Annotated in this window: 4 protein-coding genes; 3 read left to right on the forward strand and 1 reads right to left on the reverse strand. The window is 70.9% G+C overall.

The genetic code is table 11. The annotated features are described in order from the left end of the window. Positions 1-377: 377 nt before the first annotated feature. Positions 378-950: a hypothetical protein gene (locus ABZX85_RS50445; protein WP_355885177.1), complete on the forward strand. Its 573-nt coding sequence runs from the start codon at positions 378-380 to the stop codon at positions 948-950. 219 nt (positions 951-1169) lie between these two features. Here the strand turns inward: ABZX85_RS50445 and ABZX85_RS50450 are convergent, their stop codons facing one another. Continuing rightward, positions 1170-1469, reverse strand: a complete 300-nt coding sequence (locus ABZX85_RS50450) for a helix-turn-helix domain-containing protein (RefSeq protein WP_355885178.1) — start codon at positions 1467-1469, stop codon at positions 1170-1172. Between the two features lie 87 nt (positions 1470-1556). Between ABZX85_RS50450 and ABZX85_RS50455 the strand changes: the two genes are divergently transcribed. After that, positions 1557-2480: a hypothetical protein gene (locus ABZX85_RS50455; protein ID WP_355885179.1), complete on the forward strand. Its 924-nt coding sequence runs from the start codon at positions 1557-1559 to the stop codon at positions 2478-2480. Next, positions 2477-4300, forward strand: a complete 1824-nt coding sequence (locus ABZX85_RS50460; RefSeq protein ID WP_355885180.1) for a hypothetical protein — start codon at positions 2477-2479, stop codon at positions 4298-4300. Before ABZX85_RS50455 ends, ABZX85_RS50460 begins: the two co-directional genes overlap by 4 nt. Positions 4301-4537: the final 237 nt, after the last annotated feature.

A 4537-nucleotide genomic window follows, 5' to 3' on the forward strand; every position in this document is an offset into this window, starting at 1 on the left:
GGGCTGTTCACGAGTGGGGTTGACGTGCAGTTCTGAGCCCGTTCGAAGATCTTTTCCCTTGGGCGAGGTGATCGTTCCCCGTCGGTGGGCTTCTCGTTACCGGAGCGGGTGGGGCCTCGGTGGATGTGTCGAGTACAGAAGGCGGCCGGTCTTCCGGTCGCACCGATGAGGAGTGTGCCGCCGTGAGCTTCATGACGGCACATACCGTTCATTACACGCGCATTGAGCGTCCAAGTACTGGCTTGTTGCGGCGTTTGCGGTCACCTCTGAACTCGGCGTGGGCTGCCGTGTCCGGGGTCCTTACTGTGTGATGGGGGTTCGGTGGGTGTTCTGTCCGCCGGGCGTGACGGGGTGCCTGTCGGCGGGAGGCGGCTGAGGTGTCCGAGTTCGAGTTGCTCGACCGGAAAGAGAGCCTGTTGCGCGCCGAAGCGGATGTCCTGGACAAGGAGTTCGAGGAGATCGGCCGGCGGCGCGAGACCATCATGGGCAAGTTGCGGCGGATCGCGGCCGTCCGCGCGGACTTGCGGGAACTCCTCGCGGACGGCCCCGGGACCGTTCGAGAGGGCGAGGAGGACAGCGACGCGCCGGAGGCCGGTGACGAGGACGCCGGTGACGCGCCCGGCCCCCGGACGGAACCCCGGGCATCTGTGGCACAAGAGCCGGACCGCGCCGCGCAGAGTCCTGTCGAGATGGAGGAGGCCCGGCGCAGGGCGGTGAGTCTGCTGGCGACGTCCGGGCAGAAGATGCGCGCCCGCGCCATCGCGGAGGCCATCGGTGAGGACGTGTCGCGGCCGGCGCGGGTGGAGACCACGCGGGGCCGTCTGAAGACGCTGGTGGCCGAGGGCGCGTTGGAGGAGGAGCCGCCCGGGGTGTTCTTCATCGCTGTCTCCGGGCGCCTGGGCGACAGCGGGTCCGGGCCGGAAGGAGCCGGCCGTCCGAGGGAGGAGTGACGGAGTCTCCCGCGTCGGCCCTGTGGGCCGGTGCGGGGTGGGTCGGCACCGCCGCAGCCGTAGGAAGCAAATCGGCGGTGCCGGCACGCGAGCTGCCATGAGGTGGCTCCACGCACTGCGAGCGTAGGCGAGATGCCCGCCGGCAGGTGACCGGAGCCACGAAATCGTCGTGTTCGAACGCTTCTCGCGTTCGGCCGGGCGCGGATCGAGGCGTTTGTGTCACCTATTTCTTTCGTTTCTGGCGGTTCGGGGCCACAGCGGGGTTCCGAGGGCGGCGCCGAGCCGGGCGACGGTCGCGACGTCGGGCCAGGACCGTCCGGCCAGGAGGTCGGCGATGGCCTGCCGGTTCACCCCGGAGGTCTCGGCGAGGCCGCGCAGGCTCAGTCCGCGCCCGGACATCGCCGAGGCCAGGGTGCGGGCGATGTGCTGGACGGCGCGGGCGGCGGGGTCGGAGAGGTCGGCCTCGGTCCAGGTTTCCGGATCGCGGGCAAGCTCACGCGGCGGCCTTCGGCGTTTCATGCCTCCGACCATGCGGATGCACTCCTTTCCGTGAAGATCGGCTTCAACCCCTTCACCGGCTGCTTGACCAGCCGGTGGAGTTGGTCCGTGACGTTGAACTCGGAGGTCTCCGGCCGGATCCGCGACTACCGGCCGAGACTGCCCCACGCGCGGTGGCTTCCGGTCGCCGACCAGGTACGGGCGACGGTGGCGGCTGCCGCTCCGGCCACCTGTTACGAAGCACGGCGGCTTCTGTATGCCGTCGGCCGGCTGGCAGTCTGGGCCGACAGCGGCGGACTGCCGCGCGATCCGGGACTGTGGCTGCGGACGGAGACGATCGACGCGTTCGTGCTGTCGGGCTGCCCGGGACTGGAGGGCTCGACGGTACAGACCTGCCGGACCTGGCTTCGCCGCACCCGGGAAGCACTCGTCTGGGTGGAGCGCGGCGAGGCGCCGCCCGTGCGGATCGCTTCTCCGCGCAACCCGCAACCTCCCTATGGGAAAGGCGAGTTGGCCAGGCTGCGGGACTGGGCCGGGCATCTGCCGGGGCGGGCGCGGCTGGACGGGCTGGCGCTGATGGCGCTCGGTGCGGGCTGCGGTCTCGCACCGGGGGAACTCCGTCAGGTCCGGGGTCATCACATCGACACCGCCAGCGGGGTTCCGGTACTGGACGAGAGCCTGCTGGGCCGGCTCGTGGCCTGCCGGGCGGACTGGAGCACGGTCCTGACCGAGCTGGCCCAGGCTGCTGGAGACATCTATCTGTTCCGGCCGGGCCGCAAGACCGCGGCGGCGAAGAACCTGGTGTCCTCGTGGCCGGCCCGCCACCGGCCGCCCAACGGACTGCCGCCGCTGTCGGCCCGCCGCCTGCGTTCGACGTGGATCGTCGGGCTGCTGGCCGAGGGCATCAGCCCGGCCGTCGTCGCCGCAGCCGCGGGGATGACGTCGCCGGCCGGGCTCGCCCCCTACCACCGGTGGGTCCCGCCGCTGCCTCGGACGGAGGTTCTGCGGCTGTTGCACGGCCACCGCCGATGATGGCCCGGCGTGCGGCGGACGAGACGGCGGCCCGCGCCCTGCGGCCCCGGGTCCGCCCCGGGAAGATCACCAGGATCGAGGACTCCAAGGTCGGCCAGCTGCTGACCCTGCTCGACCGTTCCGGTGTCCCCCAGCAGCTGGAGGAACTCCTGGCGGGGCGGCCGGGACCGGCGGGGGTGCGTCCGCGCACGGTGCTGGCCGGGCTGCTGCTTTCCGCCTACTTCACCGGCCGGGCCACCGTCGCCGAAGCCTGGCGCATCCTTCACTTCCGCCTCGGCCCCAAGGCCCGCACCTGGCTGGGCATTCCCCAGGAGACTCCGCGGTCGGCGCGGGAGTGCATCGCCGCGAGCCGCCGTCTCTACCGGGGTTTCGACCGCATCACCACCGTGCTCGACCCGGCCCGCTGCGACCGGCGTTCCCGCCTGCCCCAGGACGTCGCCGACGCCTACGCGCACGCCTGGAACGTCCCCGCGGGCAGGCAGGCCGCCGAACGGCTCCAGCTGCTGGCCAACCAGCTGGTCCTCACCCCGGTCCGTCTCGCACAAGACCGCGGACACCTGCGCGGCTGGCGAGGGGACGTGGGGGTCGACGGCACCTCGATCCCCGTTCTGGCCGATCCCGCCAGCGAACGCACACAGACCGCGTCGGTGGAGATCACGGCGGGCTGGCACTACAGCGCGGGTTCGGACGAAGGCACCTTCGGCTACAGCGCCACGTTCGCCGTCGCCGCGCACCGCCGCCGGCCCGGCGAGCCTCCCGGGAAGCCGACCGCCTACCCGCAGATGTGCGTCGGCATGATCCTGGACACCCCCACCGTCCGCACCGGCCGCAACGCCGTCCTCGCCCTGGAGGACCTCGCCCGGCTCGGCCTGCCCACGGGAACCTGCGCGGCCGACCGTGCCTACACAGGCTGTTCCCCGGAGAACTTCCAGATCCCGGTACGCCGCCTCGGCTACCGCCTCGCCCTCGACTACAAGGTCGAAGACCGCGGCCGGCAGGGAAGCTGGCAGGGAGCCCTGCTCGTCGACGGCTCCCTCGCCTGCCCACACATGCCCAGCGCACTCGTCCACGCCACCTGCGGCCTGGACGACAAGGCCGTACGCGAGATCCGGGACAACCAGCAGCTCACCGACCGTATCGCTGCACGCGAACCGCTCTACCTCAAAACCAAACAGGGACCTGACACCCGAGGTGCCATCCGGCTCCAGTGTCCTGCCGCCGGACCGTCGCCGTCGGTGAACTGCGCCCGCCGTGACCGGCTCCGCCCCCGCACACCCCGCGTCCCGGGTCCGCCCACCGCGGTCATCGACTTCAGCGACCGCCGCAAGCTCGCCGCGCACCCCGCGGCCCGGCCCACCGTCCAACTTCCGCCGGACGAACGGCTCGACCCGCCACCCGCAGACGAACTCCCCCCGGTCTGCCGCAAGTCGGACATCACGATCCCCGCCGACGCATCCGGTGACCTCAAGACCGCGAAGTTCCGGCAGGACAGTCACTATCTGTCCGACGACTGGACCGCCACCTACAAACCCATCCGGTCCCACAACGAAGGCATACACGGACGCCTCAAGGGCAGCGAGCTCGACATCGGCAACCCCCGACACCGCCAGGCACGAGGACAGGTCGCCCAGAGCCTCCTGGTCGCCCTCATGGTCACCGCCGGCAACCTCGACATCCTCGAAACCTGGCTCTACCAGCGCACCGGAACCCAACTCACCGACACCGGCCTCGACTACACCGACCCCACCCCCCAACAACCCGCACCACCGGACGACACCCGGCCCACAGGCATCGGACGACCACCCCCACCGCCTGAGTGAAGAACCACCCGAAGAACAAACTCCACACCCGACCCCCACCAGCCCCGGACCCCCGGGGCCGACAGCCATGCCCTCAACCGCCCGCAGCAGCACACCCACACGGCCTTCACCAAGACCCGCTGCCATCCACGACCCCGAACAGGCTCGAACACACCCCAGAAACGACGAAAGCCTCGGCCGATCCGAAGATCAGCCGAGGACTCGTCAATTGCCCCTGGGATATCCCAAGAACAGTTG

The organism is Streptomyces sp. NPDC004539, from assembly GCF_040610055.1.
Lineage (GTDB): Bacteria > Actinomycetota > Actinomycetes > Streptomycetales > Streptomycetaceae > Streptomyces.